Origin of the sequence: Pseudomonas sp. LBUM920 (assembly GCF_003852315.1) — a bacterium.
GTDB lineage: Bacteria > Pseudomonadota > Gammaproteobacteria > Pseudomonadales > Pseudomonadaceae > Aquipseudomonas.
This window is the reverse complement of record NZ_CP027762.1, coordinates 1,987,443-2,008,593: the sequence shown is the minus strand read 5'-3', so window position 1 is coordinate 2,008,593 and position 21,151 is coordinate 1,987,443. Positions and strand designations below refer to the sequence as shown.

15 protein-coding genes are annotated in these 21,151 nt (G+C 62.2%); 10 read left to right on the top strand and 5 right to left on the bottom strand.

The window, feature by feature from the left end:
* Window positions 1–590: 590 nt before the first annotated feature.
* The 4 genes from C4J83_RS09335 to C4J83_RS09320 are packed head-to-tail and all read right to left on the bottom strand — an operon-like array spanning window position 591 to window position 9,333.
* Window positions 591–2,003, bottom strand: coding sequence for an efflux transporter outer membrane subunit (locus C4J83_RS09335; RefSeq protein WP_124416855.1), 1,413 nt, complete (start codon window positions 2,001–2,003; stop codon window positions 591–593).
* Complete coding sequence (locus C4J83_RS09330; RefSeq protein WP_124416854.1) at window positions 2,000–5,125, bottom strand: efflux RND transporter permease subunit; 3,126 nt, start codon at window positions 5,123–5,125, stop codon at window positions 2,000–2,002. Before C4J83_RS09330 ends, C4J83_RS09335 begins: the two co-directional genes overlap by 4 nt.
* Before the next feature lie 4 nt (window positions 5,126–5,129).
* The gene (locus C4J83_RS09325; RefSeq protein ID WP_106576755.1) at window positions 5,130–8,192 is read right to left on the bottom strand and encodes an efflux RND transporter permease subunit; all 3,063 of its coding nucleotides are present in this window, start codon (window positions 8,190–8,192) and stop codon (window positions 5,130–5,132) included.
* Window positions 8,193–8,205: 13 nt separating this feature from the next.
* Complete coding sequence (locus tag C4J83_RS09320) at window positions 8,206–9,333, bottom strand: efflux RND transporter periplasmic adaptor subunit (RefSeq protein ID WP_124416853.1); 1,128 nt, start codon at window positions 9,331–9,333, stop codon at window positions 8,206–8,208.
* 241 nt (window positions 9,334–9,574) lie between these two features.
* On the opposite strand from C4J83_RS09320, the gene C4J83_RS09315 reads away from it, so the two are divergent.
* Both C4J83_RS09315 and C4J83_RS09310 read left to right on the top strand, forming a co-directional pair.
* Window positions 9,575–10,180 carry a TetR/AcrR family transcriptional regulator gene (locus tag C4J83_RS09315; protein ID WP_083359383.1) on the top strand — a complete coding sequence of 202 codons (606 nt, stop codon included), beginning with the start codon at window positions 9,575–9,577 and terminating at the stop codon, window positions 10,178–10,180.
* 210 nt (window positions 10,181–10,390) lie between these two features.
* On the top strand, window positions 10,391–10,849 hold the full coding sequence (locus C4J83_RS09310) for an REP-associated tyrosine transposase (RefSeq protein WP_119739555.1): 459 nt from the start codon (window positions 10,391–10,393) through the stop codon (window positions 10,847–10,849).
* A 117-nt stretch (window positions 10,850–10,966) separates the two neighbouring features.
* Here the strand turns inward: C4J83_RS09310 and C4J83_RS09305 are convergent, their stop codons facing one another.
* Window positions 10,967–11,407 carry a GlcG/HbpS family heme-binding protein gene (locus C4J83_RS09305; RefSeq protein WP_106576758.1) on the bottom strand — a complete coding sequence of 147 codons (441 nt, stop codon included), beginning with the start codon at window positions 11,405–11,407 and terminating at the stop codon, window positions 10,967–10,969.
* Window positions 11,408–11,663: 256 nt separating this feature from the next.
* Between C4J83_RS09305 and gcl the strand changes: the two genes are divergently transcribed.
* The 8 genes from gcl to C4J83_RS09265 all read left to right on the top strand — a co-directional run bounded on the left by gcl (window position 11,664) and on the right by C4J83_RS09265 (window position 21,131).
* Window positions 11,664–13,439, top strand: coding sequence for a glyoxylate carboligase (gene gcl, locus C4J83_RS09300; protein ID WP_119739554.1), 1,776 nt, complete (start codon window positions 11,664–11,666; stop codon window positions 13,437–13,439).
* A gap of 10 nt (window positions 13,440–13,449) precedes the next feature.
* Window positions 13,450–14,232, top strand: coding sequence for a hydroxypyruvate isomerase (gene hyi / locus C4J83_RS09295; protein WP_124416852.1), 783 nt, complete (start codon window positions 13,450–13,452; stop codon window positions 14,230–14,232).
* A gap of 173 nt (window positions 14,233–14,405) precedes the next feature.
* Window positions 14,406–15,296 (top strand): 2-hydroxy-3-oxopropionate reductase, encoded by an 891-nt coding sequence (locus C4J83_RS09290; RefSeq protein WP_106576761.1) that lies wholly within the window; start codon window positions 14,406–14,408, stop codon window positions 15,294–15,296.
* A 190-nt stretch (window positions 15,297–15,486) separates the two neighbouring features.
* Window positions 15,487–16,767: a glycerate kinase type-2 family protein gene (locus tag C4J83_RS09285; RefSeq protein WP_124416851.1), complete on the top strand. Its 1,281-nt coding sequence runs from the start codon at window positions 15,487–15,489 to the stop codon at window positions 16,765–16,767.
* Window positions 16,757–18,172, top strand: coding sequence for a pyruvate kinase (pyk, locus tag C4J83_RS09280; protein WP_124416850.1), 1,416 nt, complete (start codon window positions 16,757–16,759; stop codon window positions 18,170–18,172). Before C4J83_RS09285 ends, pyk begins: the two co-directional genes overlap by 11 nt.
* Window positions 18,173–18,291: 119 nt before the next feature.
* Entirely contained in the window at window positions 18,292–19,164 is an 873-nt protein-coding gene (locus C4J83_RS09275; RefSeq protein ID WP_119739549.1) for an urea transporter, read from the top strand.
* 31 nt (window positions 19,165–19,195) lie between these two features.
* Complete coding sequence (locus C4J83_RS09270) at window positions 19,196–20,020, top strand: ion transporter (RefSeq protein WP_124416849.1); 825 nt, start codon at window positions 19,196–19,198, stop codon at window positions 20,018–20,020.
* A 106-nt stretch (window positions 20,021–20,126) separates the two neighbouring features.
* Window positions 20,127–21,131, top strand: coding sequence for a sulfate ABC transporter substrate-binding protein (locus C4J83_RS09265; RefSeq protein ID WP_106576766.1), 1,005 nt, complete (start codon window positions 20,127–20,129; stop codon window positions 21,129–21,131).
* Window positions 21,132–21,151: the final 20 nt, after the last annotated feature.

Here is a 21,151-nt window from a genome sequence, read left to right as displayed (position 1 = left end):
AATTAAAGTGCCGCGAATATAACGCGGCGACCGTGAGGGAATATAGGTTTCCACTGCGTGAAGGATTGCTGTTGATCTGGCTTTTGATCTTGATCTTGATCTGAGTCGCCCCGTCAACCACGCTGGCCAAACGCAGGCTTGAATCCGTGGCTAACCCGGCAGGACGCCGGGTTGGCCGCGCTGGGCCAAGGATGGCCCATCGCGGCGGCCCACGGATTCAAGCCTGCGTTCGGGCATGCCGAGCCTAGGCGAGGCACCGAGTGGTGGGGCGAAGACTTTTTGGTTACTTTTGTGTCTTTACAAAAGTGACCCGCTGTAAGAGCGGAACCCTAAGCGGCCGTTACCGCAGCAATGGATATGCACTCCGAATCAATATCCCAGCCAACTGACATATCGCCTTCGCGAGCAAGCCCGCTCCCACAGTTGGAATGTGTTGGGTCAGCAAAATACTGGGCGGCCCGGAGACCGCAATCGCAGGCAAGCCCGCTCCCACAGTTGGAATGTGCTGGGTCAGCAAGATACTGGGCGGCTCGGAGGCCGCTATCGCAGGCAAGCCAGCTCCCACAGTTTGATTGCGGTGTATCAACTCATCAGGGCGCCTGCCAACCACCGCCCAGGCTCTGGATCAGCGCCACGCTGCCCTGGCTCAGTTGCCCTTGGGTATCACGCAGGTTCTGCTCCGCTTGCAGCAACACCAGTTGCTGGGTCAGCACCGTCTCCTGGCTGACTGTGCCCGCACGCAACTGCGCTTCCTGGCTGCCAAACAGTTGCTGGTTGCGCGCGTAGACCTGCTGGAACGCATCCGCTTGGGTTTGCAGATGATTGATCGCCGACAAGTTGTCCTCGACATTCTGCAAGGCACCCAACACCGTGCCCCGGTAGTTGGCGGCAATCTGGTCATAACTCGCCTCAGCCTGCTTGACCGCCGCCTCCCGCGCACCGCCGTCAAAAATCGTCTCCGCCAAGGCCGGCCCCAGCGTCCAGATGCGGTTAGGCAACGAAAACAACCCACCCAAGGCACTGCCGCGATAACCCAATTGAGCCGTGAGATCGAGGGTCGGAAAAAACGCCGCCTCAGCCACGCCGATCTTGGCATTCGCCGCCGCCGCCGAGCGCTCGGCGGCAACCACGTCAGGCCGGCGTTGCAACAAAGTCGAGGCCAGGGTCAACGGTGGCCGTGGCACCACGAATGCAAAATCAGTGCGTGGCGCAATGCTGAACTCACTCGGCGCCACGCCCACCAGCACCGCCAAGGCATGCTCGTACTGTTCGCGATCACGCAGCGAGGTCTGCAAGCCGGCTATCGAGGTGGTCAATTGATCCTGAGCCACCAGCAACTGGTCATTGGTCGCCACGCCCTGGGTGAACTGCGCCTGGATCATGTCGAGCAATTGCTGATTGATGCTCTGCTGCTGTTGCAACAGGCGCACATCGATATCCATCTGCCGCAACGCCAGGTAATTGCTCGCCACGCTGGAACTGATCGACAACCGCACACCGGCCAGCAGCGCATCCGATTGCTGGGCGGTGGCCTGGCTCGATTCGATCCCCCGGCGCACTTCACCCCACAAATCCGGCTCCCAGCTCGCGGTCAAGGTGGCGCTGACGCTGTTCTTCACCCCGGTCGATGCGGTGGTGGTGCTGGACGTGCTGCCGTCGCCGCCCTCGCCGCGCGAACCGGACAAGCCCACGCCCACCGTCGGCCACAACCCGGCGCGGCTCGACGCCACCTGCGCCTGGGCCAATCGATACGCCGCCTCGGCCGCAATAATCGACTGGTTGGCCTTGGCCGAACGCGCCACCAAATCATTGAGCACCGGGTCCTGATAGGCCAGCCACCACTGGCTGTCCAGCGCCCCTTGGGGGTTGGACACCGCGCGCTGCCACTGCGCGCCTTCCTTGAACGACTGCGGCAGCTCCATTGCCGGTTTCTGGTAATCCGGCCCCACCATGCAGCCCCCCAGCACCAGGCTGGCCAACAGCACGCTATATCTGAGTTTCATGACCTTGCTTCCTTGTGCCGCCCCAGGCGTTGCGACGCCCGGTCGAGCCAGAGGTAAATCACCGGAGTGGTGTAGAGCGTCAGCACCTGGCTGAGCAACAGCCCACCAATAATCGCAATCCCCAACGGCCGGCGCAGTTCCGAGCCATAACCTGAGCCGAGCACCAGCGGCAGCGCGCCGAGAATCGCCGCCAGCGTTGTCATCATGATCGGCCGGAAGCGGATCAGGCAGGCGCGCCGGATCGCTTCCTTGGCCGTGAGGCCGAACTCACGCCGCTCGGTGATCGCGAAGTCGATCATCATGATTGCGTTCTTCTTGACGATGCCGATCAACAGGATCACGCCTACCAGCGCGATGATCGACAGTTCGGTGCCGGTCAGCAGCAAGGCGATCAACGCGCCGACGCCCGCCGAGGGCAAGGTGGAGAGGATGGTCAGTGGGTGCATCAGGTTTTCATACAGAATGCCCAGCACGATGTACACCGAGAGCAACGCGGCGACGATCAGCAGCGGCTCGCTGGCCACCGACGACTGGAACACCTGGGCCGTGCCGGCAAACTGGCCGGTGACGCTGGCCGGCATGCGCAGCTGTTTCACCGCATCCTCCACCAGCGCGGTGGCCTGGCCGATCGAGGTGCCGGGGGCGAGGTTGAACGAGACGGTCACGGCAGGAAAAGTGCCTTGGTGGCTGATCGAAATCGCCGTGCGCGAGATGCTGTTATCGGCCAGCGCGGACAGCGGCACCAACGTCGTGGGCGTGGTCAGGTTCGGCGCGACGGTGGTGCCCTTGGCCGCCACCGCCGTGTTGCCGGCCGGCACGTAAATACCCTCGAGCGCTTGAGGATCGGTCCAGTACTGCGGGGCGATTTCCATCACCACGTGGTACTGGTTGGCGGCGCGGTAAAGGGTCGAGACCTGACGCTGGCCGAACGCGTCGTACAGCGTCTGGTCCACCGCCGACATGCCCACGCCGAGCCGCGCGGCGGTGTCGCGGTTGATGCTCACATTGGCCAATAGACTGTTGTCTTGCTGGTCGGTGTTCAAGTCGGTGAGTTGCGGCAACGTGTGCAGCACTTCCACCACCTTGGGCACCCATTCATCCAGGGATTGCTGGTCGTCGGCAGTCAGCGTGTATTGGTACTGCGCGCCGCTTTGTCGGCCCCCCACGGTGATGTCCTGGGCGGCCTGCAAAAACAGCTTGGTGCCAGGCAGATCGCCGAGGCTGCGGCGGATCTGGCCGATCACATCGACGGCACTGTCCTTGCGCTGATCAATCGGCTTGAGCAGCACAAACAGCTGCGCACTGTTGACCGCCCCGCCGCCACCGCCACCACCGCCGACAAACCCGGCAGCGGTTTGCACATTGGGGTTTTGCATGACCTTGTGGTTGATCTCGGTGAAGTCCTTTTGCATCGCCCCGTAGGAAATACTCTGCGCCGCGATGATGCTGCCCTGCAGGCGGCCGGTGTCTTCCTGGGGAAAGAAGCCCTTGGGCACCAGCACGTACAGCACGCCCGCGAGCACGATCACCAGCACCGTCACTCCGCCCATCAGAATCGAGTGCTCGATGACCCAGCCCAGCGTGCGGTCGTAAAAGCGGTGAAAGCGTGAATCCGGGTGTTCATTGCCTTCGCGGATTTCCTTGGGCGCGCGCAGCAGCACGCTGGCGAGCATCGGCGTCACCGTCAGCGAAATCACCATCGAGATGACGATGGCCACCGACAGCGACACCGAGAACTCGCGAAACAGCCGCCCGACAATCCCGCCCATCAGCAACAACGGAATAAACACCGCCACCAGCGACACGCTGATGGTCAGCACCGTAAAGCCGACTTCCTGCGCCCCGGCCAGCGCGGCTTCGACCCGTGTCTTGCCGCGCTCCAGGTGGCGCATGATGTTTTCCACCACCACGATCGCATCGTCGACCACAAAGCCGGTGGAAATCGTCAGCGCCATCAGCGACAGGTTATTCAGGCTGTAGCCGAGGAAGTACATCGCGCCAAAGGTGCCAAGCAACGACAACGGCACCACCACGGCGGGCACCAGGGTGCTGCGCCAGTCGCGGAAGAAACCGAAGGTCACCAGCGTCACCAGCAGGATCGAGGCCAGCAAGGTCACTTCCACGTCATGCAACGACGCGCGAATGGTGGTGGTGCGGTCCATCAACAGGTTGAGCTTGATCGACGCCGGAATCGAGCTTTGCAAAAACGGCAGCGAGGCTTTCACCGCATCCACCGTGTCGATCACGTTGGCGCCCGGCTGCTTGAACACCACCAGCAGCACCGCCGGCTTGCCGTTGGACAGGCCGAAGTTGCGCAGGTCCTGCACGTCTTCGCGCACATAGCCGAGGTCGGCAATGTGGATCAGATCGCCGTTTTTGGCCTTGACCACCAGCGGCCCGTAGTCGTTGCTGTCGAGCAACTGGTCATTAGCGCCAATGCCATACGAGCGGTCGCCGACTGCCACGTTGCCCTTGGGCAAGTTGGCGTTGGAGGCGCTGATAACCTGGCGCACCTGCTCCAGGCTGACGCCGTATTGGTTGAGCCGGTCCGGGTTCAGCTCAATGCGCACCGCCGGCAACGCGCCGCCGCCCACGGTCACGTCGCCGACGCCGGTGGTCTGCAACAGGCGCTGCTCAAGTACCGTCGAGGCCGCGTCGTACATCTGCCCCGGCGTGGCACTGTCGGAGGTCAGGCTGATGATCAGGATCGGCGAATCGGCCGGGTTGACCTTGCGGTAGGTCGGGTTGCCGGACAAGTCGCTGGGCAAGTTGCTGCGCGCGGCGTTGATCGCCGCCTGCACATCCCGCGCGGCGCCGTCGATGTCGCGGCTCAAATCGAACTGCAGGGTAATGCGCGTGGAGCCGAGGCTGCTGGCCGAGGTCATTTGCGTGACCCCGGCGATCTGCCCGAACTGGCGCTCCAACGGCGTAGCTACGGAGCTGGCCACGGTGGTCGGGTCGGCGCCAGGTAATGAGGCGCTGACGCTGATGGTGGGGAAATCCACTTCCGGCAGCGGCGCCACCGGCAACAGGTTGAAGGCCAACACACCAAACAACGCCAGCCCGGCCGCCAGCAGCGTGGTGGCAATCGGGCGATGGATAAACGGCGCGCTGAGGTTCATCGCATCATTCCAACGCCACCGGGCGGCGGCTGAAACGCTGCCCCAGGCCGTGCATGGCAAGGAAGATCACCGGCGTGGAAAACAGCGTGAGCAACTGGCTGAGCAACAGCCCGCCGATGATCGCGATGCCCAGCGGGTGGCGCAGCTCCGAGCCGATGCCGGTGCCCAACGCCAACGGCACCGCGCCGAACAGCGAGGCCATGCTGGTCATCAGAATCGGCCGAAAGCGCAGCTCCGCCGCCTGGCGAATCGCTTCCACCGGGCTCAAGCCGCCCTCACGTAAAAGCTCCAGCGCGAAGTCGACCATCATGATGCCGTTTTTCATGACGATGCCGATCAGCAACACAATGCCAATCAGGCCGATGATGTCGAACTGCGTGCCCGTCACCAGCAACGCCAGCAACGCGCCGAGGGCCGCCGACAACAGGGTCGACAGGATGGTCACCGGGTGCACGAAGCTCTCGTACAGAATGCCCAGCATCAGGTACACCACCACGATCGCCGCCAGCACCAGAAACACCTGGTTTGACAGCGATGCCTGGAACGTCGCCGCCGCACCTTCAAGATTGGCTTGCACCGACAACGGCAGGCCGACCTTGGCTTCAATGTCCTGCAGCCGCGTCACCGCCGCGCCCAGCGTCTGGCCGGGCGCGAGGTTGAACGACACATCCGCATAGGGAAACTGCCCCAACCGGTTGATGGTGACCGGCGAACGCACCACCTCCAGGGTCGCCATGCTCGACAGCGGCGCCACGCCACCGCCAGGAATGTCCACGTACAAACCGGTGAGCAAGTCTGGCAAGTTGCGCGGCGGGTGGTCGGTGGCGATCACCACGTGGTACTGGTTGAGCTGGGTGTAGATGGTTGAGACCTGGCGCTGGCCGAACGCGTCGTACAGCACATCGTCAATGGCCTGCGGTGTAATCCCCAGGCGCGAGGCGGTGGCGCGGTCGAAGGTCAGCTTGATCTGGTTGCCAAACTGCATCGCCTGGCTTTGCACATCGGTGAACATCGGGTCTTGCTTGATTGCGGCCAGCAGCTTGGTGGTCCACTGCTCCAGTTCATCCGGGTCGGTGGCTTGCAGGCCCAGGCGGTAGCTGGTGGTGGACACCGTGGCGTCCAGGGTCAGGTCCTGCACCGAGTGCAGGTACAGGCGGATGCCGGCGTCGTCGGCATTCGCATCGGCCAGGCGGCGGATCACTTCGGTGCTGCTGTCTCGCTCGCCACGCGGCTTGAGGTTGATCAGCAAATTGCCCTGGTTGATGGTCGGGTTGGTCTGGTCGATACCGACGAACGACGACAGGCTTAGCACCGCCGGGTCCTTGAGGATGCGTGCGGCCAGGCGTTGCTGTTCAACCTGCATCTGCTGAAACGAGATGGTCGGCGAGGCCTGGGAAATGCCCTGGATCAGGCCGGTGTCCTGATCGGGAAAAAAGCCCTTGGGCATGATCACCAAGGTGAACAAGGTCAGCGCAGCGGTGAGCACCACCGAGATCAGGGTCAAGGTGCGGTGCGCCAACACCCAATCCAGGCCGCGTACGTAGTGGTTGTTGATGCGGTCGAAGAAGTCCGGGCGGCGCTCCTCATGCTTGGACTTGAGCATGCGCGCGCACATCATGGGCGTCAGCGTCAGTGAAATCACTGCCGAAATCACGATGGTCACCGCCACGGTCATGGCGAATTCGCGGAACAACCGCCCGACCACATCGCCCATGAACAGCAGCGGGATCATCACCGCAATCAGCGCGATGGACAGCGAGATGATGGTGAAGCCGATCTGCTCCGCGCCCTTGAGCGCCGCTTGCAACGGGGTGTCGCCGGCCTCCAGGTAGCGCGTGATGTTTTCGATCATGACAATGGCGTCATCGACCACAAAACCGATGGCGATGGTCAATGCCATCAACGTCAGGTTGTTCAGCGAAAAACCCAGCGCGTAGGCCACCGCCAGGGTGCCGATCAACGTCAGCGGGATGGTGACGGCAGGAATGATCGTGGCCGCAATATTGCGCAGGAAGATGAAGATCACGATCACCACCAGCAAAATCGCCAGCCCCAGCTCGTACTGCACATCGGTGACCGAGGCGCGGATGGTCTGGGTGCGGTCAGTGAGCACCGCGACCTTCAAGGTGCCCGGCAGGCTGGCGCGTAATTTGGGCAGCAGTTGCTGCACGCGGTCGACCACTTCGATCACGTTGGCGCCGGGCTGGCGCTGGATGTTCAACACGATGGACGGCGTGTCATTGGTCCACGCCGCCTGGCGGGGGTTTTCCGCGCCCTGGGTGGAACTGGCGATCTGCGACAGGCGAATCGGCGCGCCATTTTTGTAGGCAATCACCAGGTCACGGTATTCCTCGGCCGACTGCAGTTGGTCGTTGGCGCCAATGGAATAGGCCTGAAACTTGCCATCGATATTGCCCTTGGCCTGGTTGACGTTGGCCGTACCGAGCGAGGTGCGCAGGTCATCCAGGGACAGGCCGAGGCTGTTCAGCGCCGACGTGTTGGCCTCGACCCGCACCGCCGGGCGCTGGCCGCCACTGATGGTGACCAGCCCGACGCCGGTGATCTGCGAGATTTTCTGTGCCAGGCGCGTGTCGGCCAGGTCTTCGACCTTGGTCAGCGGCAACACGTCGGAGGTCAATGACAGGGTCAGCACCGGCGCATCTGCCGGGTTGACCTTGCTGTACACCGGCGGGTACGGCAGGTTGGCCGGCAGGAAGGTGCCCGCCGCGTTGATCGCCGCCTGCACTTCCTGTTCGGCCACGTCCAGCGACAGCGACAGGTCGAATTGCAGGGTCACCACCGAGGCGCCGTCCGAGCTGGTGGAGTTCATCGACTTGAGCCCCGGCATTTCGCCGAGCTGGCGCTCCAGCGGCGCGGTAATCGAAGAACTGACCACGTCGGGGCTGGCACCGGGGTATTGGGTGAATACCTGGATGGTCGGGTAATCCACCTCCGGCAGCGCCGACACCGACAGCAAGTGGTAACCCAACAGGCCGAGCAACAACACCGCGACCATCATCAGCGTGGTGGCCACCGGGCGTTCGATAAAGGGCCGCGAAATATTCATGCTCGGCAGCTCCTCACTGGGCGACGACCTTCACCGCCGAGCCATCGTCGAGCTTGTCGGCGCCTTCGGTGATCACCTGCTCACCGGCCTTGACGCCATTGTCGAGCACCGCCGAGACGTCGCCGGTGGACGGGCCGGTCTTGATCGTCTGCAGGCTGGCCTTGTTGCCGTTGACCACAAACACGAAGTCGCCCTTGCTGCCGTGCTGGATCGCACGGGTCGGGACCACGGCGATCTGGCTCAAAGTGTCGGCCTTGAGCCGCGCATTGACGAACTGGTTGGGAAACAGCGCATTGCCCGAATCATCGAACTGCGCCTTGACCTTGATCGTGCCGGTGCTGGTATTCACCTCGTTGTCCAGCGCCAGCAGCGCGCCGGTGGCAAGCAGGGATTTCTTGTTGCGGTCGTAGGCCAACACCGTGACGCTGCCATGGGACATGGCTTGGTTGATTGCCCCCAGGTCATCTTCGGGCACGGCAAACACCACGGTGGCCGGGTTCATCTGGGTGATCACCACGATGCCAGTGGTGCTGGCGGTGGTCACGTAGTTGCCAGGATCGACCAGGCGCAGGCCGACCACGCCATCCACCGGCGAGGTGATGGTGCAGTAGCTCAATTGCACTTCGAGGTTTTGTACGTTGCCTTGGTCGGCGGCCACAGTGCCTTGTTGTTGCTGCACCAGCGAGGCCTGGGTGTCGAGGGTTTGCTGGCTGGTGGAGCCGGCTTTGACCAGGTCGCGGTAACGGGCCAGGTCGCGCTGGGCATTGCTCAACACTGCCTGGTCGTGAGCCAGGGTGCCCTTGGCCACGGCCAGCTGCGCCTTGAGCGCGCGGTCGTCGATACGGGCGATGACCTGGCCTTTGCTGACGTGCTGGCCTTCCTTGAACTCCACGCTGCTGAGGATGCCATCGACCTGGGTCACCACCGTGACACTGCGGGTGGGCGTGACGGTGCCGAGGGCGTCGATGTACACCGGCACATCCTGCAAGGCCACCGGCACTGCTGCCACCGGTTCGCCGGGGGACACGGGCTTGCCTTTATGGGCGCCGCCAAACAAATGCATGCCCAGTCCAATCAACAGCGCCACCACCAATAACGCGCCAACAACCCAGGCGAACGTACGTCGTCTGCTTTTCTCCACGGTTTCTCACTCGAACGCCGAATACAGGACTGAACGCAGACCCGGATGGCCGCGTCCTTGCTCTGAACTCTAGCAGCGCGCCCAGCCTGTGCCTGTACTACCGTGAATGCGTTCAGCATCAAGACAGACAAAGTCAGCTGCAACGCCCGGCGTACAAGGGCTGCGCCGGCATTCTTGAGCGCTGCGTCAAGCCGGTGCTACCATGCTCGACCGCCTGTCCTGGCAAGGAAAATCCTGGTTTATGAGCACCATTCGCGAGCGCAATAAAGAAATGATCCTGCGGGCGGCCAGCGAGGAGTTTGCCGACAAGGGCTTCGCCGCGACCAAAACCAGCGACATCGCCGCCAAGGCCGGGCTGCCCAAGCCCAACGTCTATTACTACTTCAAGAGCAAGGACAACCTCTACCGCGAGGTGCTCGAAAGCATTATCGAGCCGATCCTGGCGGCGTCCACGCCGTTCAATCCAGACGGCGAGCCCGCAGTGGTGCTGAGCAATTACATCCGCTCCAAGATCCGCATCTCCCGCGACCTGCCGTTTGCCTCCAAGGTATTCGCCAGCGAAATCATGCACGGCGCACCGCACCTGAGCAGCCAGCAGGTCGAGCAACTGAACGCCCAGGCCAAGCACAACATCGACTGCATCCAGAGCTGGGTGGATCGCGGCCTGATTGCCGCCATTGACCCCAATCACCTGATGTTCAGCATCTGGGCGGCGACGCAGACCTACGCCGACTTTGATTGGCAGATATCGGCGGTGACCGGCAAGGCCAAGCTGGATGAGGCCGATTATGAAGCGGCGGCGCAGACGATTATTCGGTTGGTGCTTAAGGGGTGTGAGCCGGACTGAGAGACCGCGGCGCCTGTGCCATTCGCGAGCAAGCCCGCTTCCACAGAGGTTTTGCGCTGGACACACAGTGTATGAACGCCGCAAAGCCAATGTGGGAGCGGGCTTGCTCGCGAAAGCGCCCTCCCAGACACATCCTGCCAACAGCCTGTCGATCAGCATCCGTCACCAGGATCTAGCCTCTCAGAACACTCTCTGAAGGGAGGCAATGGAATGCCTGATCACGCGACCTCACACCGCCTGCGCATCGGCCGATTCAGCGAATCAAATCGCACCTACCTGATCACCACCAACACCCACGAACGCGTACCAATATTCAGCGACTTTCACCTCGGTCGCCTGGTGGTCTGGCAGTTCAGATTGGCCCAGTACCAAGGGCTGGCTAACTCCCTGGCCTGGGTGGTGATGCCTGACCATTTTCACTGGCTGATCGAACTGAAAAAAGGCTCGCTGGGGGATCTGCTGTGCCAGGTGAAATCCAAAAGCACTCGGACTGTGAACGGTGCCACGGGCCGCAAGGGGCGGCTGTGGCAGACCAGCTTTCATGATCGTGCGCTGCGCAAGGAAGACGACTTGGTGAAAATGGCCAGGTATGTTGTCGCCAACCCTCTGCGGGCCGGGTTGGTGAAGCGCATTGGCGACTATCCGCTGTGGGATGCGGTTTGGGTATAGAGCCGGGACCGAGTCGTCGCCTTCGCGAGCAAGCCCGCTCCCACATTTGATCTGTGAACACGGTCAAAACTGTGGGAGCGGGCTTGCTCGCGAAGGGGCCAGCCCAGTCATCTCAAATCAAGCAGACACCCCCGCATCCGCCAACAACCCCACCCCCTCAATCGCCGTAATCGCGCACTGCTCATCAATATCCGAAGTGTCCCCACTGATCCCGATCGCCCCCAGTACCGCCCCCGCCTGATCCCGAATCAACACGCCGCCCGGCGCGGGCACCACGCTGCCCTGCCCGAGGCTGTTCAACGCCGCGATAAATGCCGGGCGCTGCTGCGCATCCAACGCCAGCAAACGCGAACCCTTGCCCAGCGCAATCGCGCCCCAGGCCTTGCCGATGGCGATTTGCGGGCGCAGCAGGCTGGCGCCGTCTTCGCGTTGCAGGGTAACCAAGTGGCCGCCGCTGTCGAGCACCGCAATGGTCAGCGGCGCGGCGCAAATGGTGCGGCCTGCGGTGAGGGCCTGGCTGGCCAGTTGGGTGGCGAGTTTCAAGGTTAAAGCGCTCATGGGTGCCGTCCTTCTTTTGTTATTGGGAAAGGGTTGAAGTCTGTTTGATCAGAAGCTCGATCAAACAAATAGAACACAATGAGATTATTTTTTGTATACAATATTTCCGCACAAAAGCTCCATACGTCGAAAAAAGCTATCCAGACCTGCGTAAAGGCCAGTTTATAAAATGCATTGACCTGCCCCGCTCGCCGTGAATACACTTCGACCAGAAACCACTTGTATACAATTACAAAACGCAAGAGGCACCAAAACCATGAGCAAAATGAGAGCAATCGAAGCCGCCGTCCTGGTGATGCGCCGTGAAGGCGTAGACACCGCCTTCGGCATTCCAGGCGCCGCCATCAACCCGCTGTATTCGGCCTTGCAGAAGGTCGGTGGCATCGATCACGTCCTTGCTCGCCACGTTGAAGGCGCCTCGCACATGGCCGAGGGCTACACCCGCACCAAGGCCGGCAATATCGGTGTGTGCATCGGCACCTCGGGCCCGGCGGGCACCGACATGGTCACCGGCCTGTACAGCGCCTCGGCCGACTCGATCCCGATTCTGTGCATCACCGGCCAGGCCCCGCGTGCACGCATGCACAAAGAGGATTTCCAGGCCGTCGACATCACCAGCATCGTCAAGCCGGTGACCAAGTGGGCGACCACCGTCCTGGAGCCGGGCCAAGTGCCTTACGCGTTCCAGAAAGCCTTCTATGAAATGCGCTCCGGCCGCCCAGGCCCGGTGCTGATCGACCTGCCATTCGACGTGCAGATGGCCGAGATCGAATTCGACATCGACGCCTACCAGCCGCTGCCCCTGGCCAAACCATTGGCCACGCGCATCCAGGTCGAAAAAGCGTTGGCGCTGCTGGAGCAGGCCGAACGGCCATTGCTGGTCAGCGGTGGCGGCGTGATCAACGCCGACGCCAGCGAACTGCTGGTGGAGTTCGCCGAGTTGACCGGCATCCCGGTAATCCCGACGCTGATGGGCTGGGGCACGATCCCGGATGATCACCCGCAGATGGTCGGCATGGTCGGTCTGCAAACCTCGCACCGTTATGGCAACGCGACGCTGCTCAAATCGGACGTAGTGCTGGGTATCGGCAACCGCTGGGCCAACCGCCACACCGGCTCGGTGGAGGTGTACACCGAAGGGCGCAAATTCATCCACGTCGACATCGAGCCGACGCAGATTGGCCGCGTATTCACCCCGGACCTGGGCATCGTTTCCGATGCCGGCTCCGCCCTGACGATGTTCATTGAAGTGGCCCGCGAGTGGAAAGCCGCCGGCAAACTCAAGGACCGCAGCGCCTGGCTGCACGACTGCCAGGAGCGCAAGGCCACCCTGCACCGCAAGACCCACTTCGACAACGTGCCGGTCAAGCCGCAACGCGTGTATGAAGAGATGAACCAGGTGTTCGGCAAAGACACCTGCTACGTCAGCACCATCGGCCTGTCGCAGATTGCCGGCGCGCAATTCCTGCACGTCTACAAGCCACGTCACTGGATCAACTGCGGTCAGGCCGGTCCCTTGGGCTGGACCATTCCGGCCGCGCTCGGTGTGGTCAAGGCTGACCCGAGCCGCAAGGTGGTGGCGCTGTCGGGCGACTATGACTTCCAGTTCATGATCGAAGAGCTGGCCGTGGGCGCGCAGTTCAAGCTGCCGTACATCCACGTGGTGGTGAACAACTCCTACCTCGGGTTGATCCGCCAGGCCCAGCGCGGGTTTGAAATGGACTACTGCGTGCAGCTGTCCTTCGACAACCTCAACGCCCCGGAACTCAATGGGTATGGCGTCGATCACGTGGCCGTCGCCGAAGGCCTGGGGTGCAAGGCACTGCGTGTATTCGAACCGGGCCAGATCGCCCCGGCGCTGCGCAAGGCCAAGGAAATGATCGAAGAATTCAAGGTTCCGGTGATTGTTGAGATTATTCTGGAGCGCGTGACCAATATTTCCATGGGCACCGAGATCAACGCCGTCAACGAATTCGAAGATCTGGCCCTGGTCGGCAACGATGCACCGACTGCCATTTCCCTGCTCGATTAAGGAGAACCCTATGCCGCGTTTTGCCGCCAACCTGTCCATGCTGTTTACCGAGCAGGACTTTCTCGCCCGTTTCAAAGCGGCTGCCGATGCCGGCTTCCAGGGGGTCGAGTACCTGTTCCCGTACGAGTTCAGCTCCGCCGAGATCAAGGCGCACCTGGACGCCAATGGCCTGACCCAAGTGCTGTTCAACTTGCCGGCCGGTGACTGGGCCAAGGGCGAACGCGGCGTGGCGTGCCACCCGGACCGGGTCGAGGAATTCCGCGCCGGGGTCAAGCTGGCCATCGCCTACGCCCAGGTGCTGGGCAATACCCAGATCAACTGCCTGGCCGGCATCCGGCCGCAAGGCGTTGACGACCAAACCGTGGAAAAAACCTTTGTCGCCAACCTCAAGTACGCCGCCGACAAGCTGCAAGCCGCGGGCATCAAGCTGGTCATGGAGATGATCAACACCCGTGACATCCCGGGCTTCTACCTCAACAACACGGCGCAGGCCCTGTCGATTCGCGAGCAGGTGGGCAGTGCCAACCTGTTCCTGCAGTACGACATCTATCACATGCAAATCATGGAAGGCGATCTGGCCCGGACCATGGCCGCGCACCTGGATGAGATCAACCACATCCAGCTGGCGGACAACCCGGGGCGTAACGAGCCGGGAACCGGGGAGATCAACTATCGCTTCCTGTTCGAGCATCTGGACCGCATTGGTTATACGGGTTGGGTCGGCTGTGAATACAAGCCGTTGACCACGACTGAAGCGGGTCTTGGCTGGCTCAAGAGCCACAACGCTATCTGATTGAACAAACACGGACCAAATGTGGGAGCGGGCTTGCTCGCGAAAGCGGTGTATCAGTCGACATCAATGCTGAGTGTCAGACTGCCTTCGCGAGCAAGCCCGCTCCCACATTGGATGTCCTGTGTTTAGACGGCCGTGCCAGGCCCGTACACCTAAAAAAGAGGATTTTGATCATGGCTAAAATCGGATTTATCGGCACCGGCATCATGGGCGAACCCATGGCTGCGAACCTGCAGAAAGCAGGTCACCAACTGTTCCTCTCCGAACACCACGGCAAAGCCCCGCAGGCCCTGATCGACGCGGGCGCAGTGGCCCTGGCCAATCCGCAGCAAGTGGCGCAGGAAGCCGAGTTCATCATCGTCATGGTGCCCGACACCCCGCAGGTCGATGACGTGCTGTTCCGCAAGGATGGCGTCGCGGCCGGCCTGTCGCCGAACAAGGTGGTGATCGACATGAGTTCGATCTCGCCCACCGCCACCAAGGGGTTCGCGGCGAAGATCAACGAAACCGGCGCGCAGTACCTTGACGCCCCGGTGTCCGGCGGTGAAGTCGGCGCCAAGGCCGGCACCTTGAGCATCATGGTCGGTGGCGAGCCGCAGACCTTCGAACGCGCTTTGCCCCTGTTCCAGAGCATGGGCAAGAACATCACCCTGGTCGGCGGCAACGGCGATGGCCAGACCGCCAAGGTCGCCAACCAGATCATCGTCGCGCTGAATATTCAGGCGGTGGCCGAAGCGCTGCTGTTCGCCTCGAAAAACGGCGCCGACCCAGCCAAGGTGCGTGAAGCGCTGATGGGCGGCTTTGCTTCCTCGAAGATTCTGGAAGTGCATGGCGAGCGCATGATCAAAGGCACCTTCGATCCGGGCTTCCGCATCAACCTGCACCAGAAGGATTTGAACCTGGCACTGGCCGGTGCCAAGGAGCTGGGCATCAACCTGCCGAACACCGCCGGTACGCAGCAGGTGTTCAGTACCTGCACGGCGATTGGCGGCGGCAATTGGGACCATTCGGCGTTGATCAAGGGCCTGGAGCACATGGCGAATTTTTCGATTCGCGATAAGTAGCCCACACCGCTCCTCCCGTTGAAATGCGGTCGAATGTGGGAGCGGGCTTGCTCGCGAATGCGCCAGGTCAGTCAGCACGGATGTTGAATGAAAGACCGCATTCGCGGGCAAGCCCGCTCCCACATTTGATCGCATTCCAAGTCTGAAATTGATGCCTATCTAATAACAAAAAATCCCCGGGAGCCCGCTTATGTCGGTCGATCCGCAACACCTGCTTCGCGAGCTGTTTGCCGCAGCCATCGACGCCGCCCACCCCCGGCAAGTGCTTGAACCTTATCTGCCCGCCGACCGCAGCGGCCGTGTGATCGTGATCGGCGCTGGCAAAGCCGCGGCGGCCATGGCTCTCGTGGTCGAGGAGTGCTGGCAAGGCGACGTCTCGGGCCTGGTGGTCACCCGCTACGGCCACGGCGCACCGTGCAAAAAAATCGAAGTGGTCGAAGCCGCACATCCGGTGCCCGATGCCGCCGGCCTGGCGGTGGCCAAGCGCGTGCTGGCACTGATCGGCAACCTCACCGAAGACGACCGCGTGATCTTCCTGCTCTCCGGTGGCGGTTCTGCCTTGCTGGCCTTGCCCGCCGAAGGCATCACCCTGGCCGACAAGCAGACCATCAACAAAGCCCTGCTCAAATCCGGCGCGACCATTGGCGAGATGAATTGCGTGCGCAAGCACCTCTCGGCGATCAAGGGCGGGCGCCTGGCCAAGGCGGCTTGGCCGGCGACGGTCTACACCTACGCGATCTCCGACGTGCCGGGCGATCAGGCCACCGTCATCGCCTCCGGCCCCACCGTCGGCGACCCAAGCACCTCGCAGCAAGCCCTGGCAATCCTCAAGCGTTACAGCATCGACGCGCCCGCTTCGGTGCGCAGCTGGTTGCAAGACCCCGCGTCGGAAACCGTCAAGCCCGGCGACCCGGTGCTCGCGCGCAGCCACTTCCAACTGATCGCCCGCCCACAGCAGTCGCTGGAAGCCGTGGCGGTGAAAGTGCGCCAGGCCGGGTTCAGCCCGCTGATCCTCGGCGACCTCGAAGGCGAAGCGCGGGATGTGGCCAAGGTGCACGCCGGCATTGCCCGGCAGATCGTGCAGCATGGCCAGCCGCTGGCGGCACCGTGCGTGATCCTCTCCGGCGGTGAAACCACCGTCACCGTACGCGGCGATGGCCGTGGTGGGCGCAATGCCGAGTTCCTGCTCAGCCTCACCGACAGCCTCAAGGGCCTGCCCGGCGTCTACGCCCTGGCCGGCGACACCGACGGCATCGACGGTTCGCAAGACAACGCCGGCGCGATCATGACCCCCACCAGCTACGCCCGCGCCGAAGCCCTGGGCCTGTCGGCCAGCGACGAGCTGGACAACAACAATGGCTACGGCTATTTCGCCGCCCTCGACGGCTTGATCATCACCGAGCCGACCCGCACCAACGTCAATGACTTCCGCGCCATCCTGATTCTTGAGACTGCCAAACATGACGCCTGACAAGAAGGTCAAAATCCTCGCCACCCTGGGCCCGGCCACCGACGGCATCGATGACATCCGCGAGCTGGTGGAGGCCGGGGTGAATATCTTTCGCCTCAACTTCAGCCATGGCGACCACGCCGATCATGCCCAACGCTACCAGTGGATCCGCCAGGTGGAGCGCCAGCTCAATTACCCGCTGGGCATCCTGATGGACCTGCAAGGGCCGAAGCTGCGCGTCGGCACGTTTGCCGAGGGCAAGGTGCAACTGGTGCGCGGCCAGGCGTTGCGCCTGGACCTGGACCCAACGCCGGGCGATCAATGCCGGGTCAACCTGCCCCACCCGGAAATCATCGCGGCGCTGGAGCCGGGCATGGACCTGCTGCTCGATGACGGCAAGTTGCGCCTGCGGGTGATCACCAAACATGCCGAGGCCATCGACACCACCGTGCTCAATGGCGGTGAACTGTCCGACCGCAAAGGCGTGAACGTGCCGCAAGCCTTGCTGGAACTCAGCCCACTGACCGCCAAGGACCGCCGCGACCTGAGCTTCGGCCTGGAGCTGGGCGTGGATTGGGTGGCGCTGTCATTCGTGCAGCGCCCGGAAGATATCCGCGAGGCCCGCGAGTTGATCGGCGACAAGGCGTTTTTGATGGCCAAGATCGAAAAACCGTCTGCCGTGCAACGCTTGCAGGAAATCGCTGAGCTGAGTGACGCAATCATGGTGGCCAGAGGCGACCTGGGCGTGGAAGTGCCCGCCGAAAGCGTGCCGCAAATCCAGAAAGACATCATCAGCACCTGCCGCCAGCTGGGCAAACCAGTGGTGGTGGCCACGCAAATGCTCGAATCCATGCGTTTTTCGCCTGCGCCAACCCGCGCCGAAGTGACGGATGTGGCCAACGCGGTGGCCGAAGGCGCCGACGCGGTGATGCTGTCGGCGGAAACCGCTTCGGGTGAATACCCGCTGGAAGCCGTGCAGATGATGAGCAAGATCATCCGCCAAGTGGAAAACGGCCCGGACTACCAGACGCAGCTGGACGTCAGCCGGCCGAAGGCGGACGCCACGGTGTCAGACGCGATCAGCTGCGCGATCCGGCGTATCAGCAGCATTCTGCCGGTGGCGGTACTGGTCAACTACAGCGAGTCTGGCAGCTCCAGCCTGCGCGCGGCGCGGGAGCGGCCGGTGGCGCCGATCCTCAACCTCACGCCAAACCTGTCCACGGCGCGGCGCTTGAGCGTGGCGTGGGGCGTGCATTCGGTGGTCAACGATCGACTGCGCCAGGTGGATGAGGTGTGTTCCACGGCGCTGGAGATTGCTCAGGCGCAAGGCATGGCGCAGCGCGGGGATACGTTGGTGATTACGGCGGGGGTGCCGTTCGGGCAGCCGGGGTCGACCAACTCGTTGCGCATCGAGACGTTGATTTAGCGTCTGTAAGTGCCTCATCGCGGGCAAGCCCGCTCCCACATTTTGATCTGCAATGCGTTCAAATGTGGGAGCTGGCTTGCCTGCGATTGGGGACGACTCTGTCTCACTGACTAACCACCATGCACAACCCAACCTGCCCCGACTGGGCCGAAGCCCTGCTCAACGGTTTCAGCCAGATCTTCCTGCAACGCCAGCCGCTGTGTGGCTTGCTGTGCCTGCTGGCCATCCTGATCGGCGCCCCGGCCTTATTCGGCGGCGCATTATTGGGTGGCGTCGCCGGTTTGCTCACGGCCCAGCGCCGGGGTTATCCCAAGGCCGAACGCCAAGCTGGCCTTTACAGCTACAACGGCGTGCTGCTGGGCTTGCTGATCAGCCAGCACTTCGCCTGGTCGGCCTTGTTGCCGCCGCTGATCCTGGCGTGCGGCGGCCTGAGTGCGATGCTCACGCGGCAATGGTTGAAACACGCCACTGCGCCACATGACTTGCCCGCCTACACCGCGCCCTTTGTGGGCCTCGGCTGGTTGCTGGTCGGCACAGTGCCTGACAGCACATTCACGCTCACCGCACCCGACACCCTGGACGTGCTCACCGCACCGTTCACCGGGCTTGCGCAAATCATGCTGCTGGACCGGCCGTTGGCTGGCGCGCTGATTGCGCTTGGCCTGTTGCTGGCCAACCGCCGCGCCGCGCTATGGGCACTCACGGGCGCCGCTACCGGCGTGTTGATCGCCCTGTGGCTGGACGAACCGGCCAGCGCCCTCCTCGGTCTGCACAGCTATAACCCGGCGCTGGCCGCGCTGGCGTTAAGCCAGTCATGCCGCCGCCCCTGGCAGCCACTGCTCGGCATCCTTCTGGCGGTCATCCTCACGCCCGGTTTCACCGCCCTGCACCTGCCCGCATTAACGGCCCCGTTTGTCCTGGCCTGCTGGCTGGTACACGCCAGCCAGCGGATGTTCAAAGCCCGCGTGGACAGCCCGTTCGAATCCCCCTAGGCTTGCCCGATATTCGATTTGGGCGGGTTTTATGGACAGCAACAACGACTGGCGTCAGCGCCTCTATGTAATGGTGTTCCAAAGCGACACCGTGGCCGGCCGGCGCTTCGACAGCACCCTGTTGCTGATCATCCTCGCCAGCCTTGTGATCGTGATCCTCGACAGTATCCAGACCGTCCACGATAACTACGCCGACGTGCTGGCCTATATCGAGTGGGGCTTTACCGTCATCTTCGCCATCGAATACGGCCTGCGGCTGTATTGCTCGCCCAAGCCGTTGCGCTATGCGTTCAGTTTTTATGGGCTGGTGGATTTACTCGCCATCGTGCCCGGCATCCTCGCGCTGTATTACAGCGACGCGCAGTACCTGCTGATCATCCGCATCATCCGGATGCTGCGGATTTTCCGCGTGCTCAAGCTCAGCCCCTACCTCAAGCAAGCCAACTATCTGATGGCGGCGCTGCGTGGCAGCAAGCAGAAGATCGTGGTGTTTCTGCTGAGCGTGTGCACCCTGGTGACCGTATTCGGCACGCTGATGTACGTAATCGAAGGCCCGGAACACGGGTTTACCAGTATTCCCAAAGGCATCTACTGGGCGATCGTGACGCTGACCACCGTGGGCTTTGGCGACATCGTGCCGAAGACTCCGCTGGGCCAGGTCATCTCGTCGCTGGTGATGATCACCGGTTATTCGATCATCGCCGTGCCCACGGGGATTTTTACCGCTGAATTGGCCAGTGCGATGCGCGGCGAACAGCTGCAGCACGATTGCCCGGTGTGCAAGAAAGACAACCACGAGCCCAACGCAGCGTTTTGCTCGCGCTGTGGCAGCAATCTGTTTCGCAAAGTGGAATAAGCAAAGTTCGTTTTAATCTTTAAACGTCTATACGGGCGCGGCTATAGTCGGTGGCAAAATGCCCCCCACTCAATCGACAACCTTCTCGAACAACAAGGAATGAGCAGTGAAAAAACTCGTTAGCGCCTCTTTACTGGCCGCCGGCCTAGCCCTGGCGGGCGCCGTACAGGCTGCCCCCGTCACACTGCTCAACGTCTCCTATGACGTGATGCGCGACTTCTACAAAGACTATAACGCCGCCTTCCAAAAGCACTGGGAAGCCGAGCACCCGAACGACAAGCTGACCTTGCAGATGTCCTTCGGCGGCTCCAGTAAACAGGCGCGCTCGGTGATCGACGGCCTGCCGGCTGACGTGATCACCATGAACATGGCCACCGACATCAATGCCCTGGCGGACAACGGCAAGCTGGTGCCGGACAACTGGGTCACCCGCCTGCCGAACAACAGCGCGCCGTTTACCTCCGCCACGGTGTTTATCGTGCGCAAGGGCAACCCCAAAGCCCTCAAAGACTGGCCGGACCTGCTCAAGGATGGCGTGCAAGTGATCGTGCCCAACCCGAAAACCTCGGGTAATGGCCGCTACACCTACCTGTCGGCCTGGGGTTATGTGCTCAAGAACGGCGGCGATGAAGACAAGGCGAAGAAGTTCGTTGGCGAACTGTTCAAACACGCGCCAGTGCTGGACACCGGCGGCCGCGCAGCCACCACCACGTTCATGACCAACCAGATCGGCGACGTGCTGGTGACCTTTGAAAACGAGGCAGAAATGATCGCGCGTGAGTTCGGCCGTGATCAGTTCGAAGTGATCTACCCAAGCGTTTCCGCCGAAGCGGAGCCACCGGTGTCGGTGGTCGACAAAGTGGTTGAGAAAAAAGGCACCCGTGTGGCGGCCGAAGATTACTTGAAGTACCTGTGGTCGCCTGAAGGTCAGGAAATCGCAGCCAACAACTACCTGCGTCCCCGCGACCCGAAGGTGTTGGCCAAGTACACCGACCGCTTCCCGAAAGTCGACTTCCTGTCGGTGGAGAAGACCTTTGGTGACTGGCGCACCGTGCAGAAAACCCACTTCAATGATGGTGGGATTTTTGATCAGATCTACAGCGGTCAGTAACTGAATAAACGCGGTAAACA

Excerpts from the sequence above, each read along its gene's own strand:
- C4J83_RS09325 (WP_106576755.1), bottom strand. The coding sequence starts at position 8,192 with ATGAATATTTCGCGGCCCTTTATCGAACGCCCGGTGGCCACCACGCTG.
- C4J83_RS09270 (WP_124416849.1), top strand. The coding sequence starts at position 19,196 with ATGGACAGCAACAACGACTGGCGTCAGCGCCTCTATGTAATGGTGTTC.
- C4J83_RS09290 (WP_106576761.1), top strand. The coding sequence starts at position 14,406 with ATGGCTAAAATCGGATTTATCGGCACCGGCATCATGGGCGAACCCATG.
- pyk (WP_124416850.1), top strand. The coding sequence starts at position 16,757 with ATGACGCCTGACAAGAAGGTCAAAATCCTCGCCACCCTGGGCCCGGCC.
- gcl (WP_119739554.1), top strand. The coding sequence starts at position 11,664 with ATGAGCAAAATGAGAGCAATCGAAGCCGCCGTCCTGGTGATGCGCCGT.
- C4J83_RS09285 (WP_124416851.1), top strand. The coding sequence starts at position 15,487 with ATGTCGGTCGATCCGCAACACCTGCTTCGCGAGCTGTTTGCCGCAGCC.
- hyi (WP_124416852.1), top strand. The coding sequence starts at position 13,450 with ATGCCGCGTTTTGCCGCCAACCTGTCCATGCTGTTTACCGAGCAGGAC.
- C4J83_RS09335 (WP_124416855.1), bottom strand. The coding sequence starts at position 2,003 with ATGAAACTCAGATATAGCGTGCTGTTGGCCAGCCTGGTGCTGGGGGGC.
- C4J83_RS09305 (WP_106576758.1), bottom strand. The coding sequence starts at position 11,407 with ATGAGCGCTTTAACCTTGAAACTCGCCACCCAACTGGCCAGCCAGGCC.
- C4J83_RS09315 (WP_083359383.1), top strand. The coding sequence starts at position 9,575 with ATGAGCACCATTCGCGAGCGCAATAAAGAAATGATCCTGCGGGCGGCC.
- C4J83_RS09275 (WP_119739549.1), top strand. The coding sequence starts at position 18,292 with ATGCACAACCCAACCTGCCCCGACTGGGCCGAAGCCCTGCTCAACGGT.
- C4J83_RS09310 (WP_119739555.1), top strand. The coding sequence starts at position 10,391 with ATGCCTGATCACGCGACCTCACACCGCCTGCGCATCGGCCGATTCAGC.
- C4J83_RS09330 (WP_124416854.1), bottom strand. The coding sequence starts at position 5,125 with ATGAACCTCAGCGCGCCGTTTATCCATCGCCCGATTGCCACCACGCTG.